The organism is Enterococcus sp. 3C7_DIV0644 (assembly GCF_002141235.1).
GTDB classification, from domain to species: domain Bacteria; phylum Bacillota; class Bacilli; order Lactobacillales; family Enterococcaceae; genus Enterococcus_D; species Enterococcus_D entomosocium.
On sequence record NZ_NGLK01000001.1, the window covers coordinates 1580910 to 1582529 of the forward strand.

At 50.7% G+C, this 1620-nt stretch carries 12 tRNA genes, 1 rRNA gene and 1 other annotated feature; all 13 genes read right to left on the reverse strand.

Annotated elements, in window-relative coordinates:
* Positions 1-38: 38 nt before the first annotated feature.
* A tRNA-Ser gene (locus tag A5877_RS07410) sits at positions 39-128 on the reverse strand.
* Positions 129-154: 26 nt separating this feature from the next.
* A tRNA-Ile gene (locus A5877_RS07415) sits at positions 155-228 on the reverse strand.
* Positions 229-242: 14 nt separating this feature from the next.
* Positions 243-316 (reverse strand) — tRNA-Met (locus A5877_RS07420).
* A 28-nt stretch (positions 317-344) separates the two neighbouring features.
* Positions 345-417: transfer RNA gene (locus tag A5877_RS07425), tRNA-Ala, on the reverse strand.
* 13 nt (positions 418-430) lie between these two features.
* Positions 431-504: transfer RNA gene (locus A5877_RS07430), tRNA-Pro, on the reverse strand.
* Positions 505-513: 9 nt separating this feature from the next.
* Positions 514-587: transfer RNA gene (locus tag A5877_RS07435), tRNA-Arg, on the reverse strand.
* A gap of 11 nt (positions 588-598) precedes the next feature.
* Positions 599-684: transfer RNA gene (locus A5877_RS07440), tRNA-Leu, on the reverse strand.
* A gap of 18 nt (positions 685-702) precedes the next feature.
* Positions 703-774 (reverse strand) — tRNA-Gly (locus A5877_RS07445).
* 10 nt (positions 775-784) lie between these two features.
* Positions 785-857: transfer RNA gene (locus A5877_RS07450), tRNA-Thr, on the reverse strand.
* Between the two features lie 7 nt (positions 858-864).
* Positions 865-946, reverse strand: a tRNA-Leu gene (locus A5877_RS07455).
* 14 nt (positions 947-960) lie between these two features.
* Positions 961-1033, reverse strand: a tRNA-Lys gene (locus tag A5877_RS07460).
* Positions 1034-1036: 3 nt separating this feature from the next.
* Positions 1037-1109: transfer RNA gene (locus A5877_RS07465), tRNA-Val, on the reverse strand.
* 16 nt (positions 1110-1125) lie between these two features.
* Positions 1126-1241, reverse strand: a 5S ribosomal RNA gene (gene rrf, locus A5877_RS07470).
* 93 nt (positions 1242-1334) lie between these two features.
* Positions 1335-1597: a sequence feature (23S ribosomal RNA rRNA prediction is too short), on the reverse strand.
* Positions 1598-1620 lie beyond the last annotated feature (23 nt).

Below are 1620 nucleotides of genomic sequence, written 5' to 3' on the forward strand. Positions count from 1 at the left end.
GACTGTGATTCTTTTGCTCGCAACAAAAGAGACAGTTAAGGAGGATAAGGGATTCGAACCCTTGCACGGTTTTACCCGCCTGACGGTTTTCAAGACCGTTCCCTTCAGCCGGACTTGGGTAATCCTCCATAATAAAACAGATACAATGCCACAATGGACCTTGTAGGACTCGAACCTACGACCGGACGGTTATGAGCCGTCTGCTCTAACCAACTGAGCTAAAGGTCCAGGCTCTTAAAAAATCGCGGCGGAGGGGATCGAACCCCCGACCTCCCGGGTATGAACCGGACGCTCTAGCCAGCTGAGCTACACCGCGTAAAAAAGAATCATTTATTCAAATGATATGGAGCCTAGCGGGATCGAACCGCTGACCTCCTGCGTGCAAAGCAGGCGCTCTCCCAGCTGAGCTAAGGCCCCTTTTGTAAAAGTATCGGGAAGACAGGATTCGAACCTGCGACCCCTTGGTCCCAAACCAAGTGCTCTACCAAGCTGAGCTACTTCCCGTTATTAAAGCGCGCCCAAGAGGAGTCGAACCCCTAACCTTTTGATCCGTAGTCAAACACTCTATCCAATTGAGCTATGGGCGCATATTATGAAATGCCGAGGACCGGAATCGAACCGGTACGGTGATCACTCACCGCAGGATTTTAAGTCCTGTGCGTCTGCCAGTTCCGCCACCCCGGCTGAAAATTGCTAAGGCAAAGCGGAAAACGGGGTTCGAACCCGCGACCCCCACCTTGGCAAGGTGGTGCTCTACCACTGAGCTATTTCCGCGTATTCCTGATGCCGGCTAAAGGACTTGAACCCTCGACCCTCTGATTACAAATCAGATGCTCTACCAACTGAGCTAAGCCGGCAATGAAGTGCGGGTGAAGGGACTTGAACCCCCACGCCCGAAGGCGCTAGATCCTAAATCTAGTGCGTCTGCCAATTCCGCCACACCCGCATAGGTTATTACTATGAGTCGTACAGGGCTCGAACCTGTGACCCTCTGATTAAAAGTCAGATGCTCTACCAACTGAGCTAACGACTCATATGGGGGTTAACGGGATCGAACCGCTGACCCTCTGCTTGTAAGGCAGATGCTCTCCCAGCTGAGCTAAACCCCCATAAGGTAAAAAAAACGCGTGGCGACGTCCTACTCTCACAAAGGGAAACCCTTCACTACAATCGGCGCTAAGAAGCTTAACTTCTGTGTTCGGCATGGTTACAGGTGTATCCTTCTTGCTATCGCCACCACACTATTCAATTGAGTAAGTGTTGCTCACTCAAAACTGGATCGAAGAAATCAAAACGCTACGAGTTTACGTGCTTTTTTCTTTTTGGTTAAGTCCTCGATCGATTAGTATCAGTCCGCTCCAACCATCACTGGCCTTCCACTTCTGACCTATCTACCTGATCATCTCTCAGGGATCTTACTTTCTTAAAGAAATGGGAAATCTCATCTTGAGGTGGGCTTCACACTTAGATGCTTTCAGCGTTTATCCCTTCCCTACATAGCTACCCAGCGATGCCTCTGGCGAGACAACTGGTACACCAGCGGTAAGTCCATCCCGGTCCTCTCGTACTAAGGACAGCTCCTCTCAAATTTCCAACGCCCGCGACGGATAGGGACCGAAC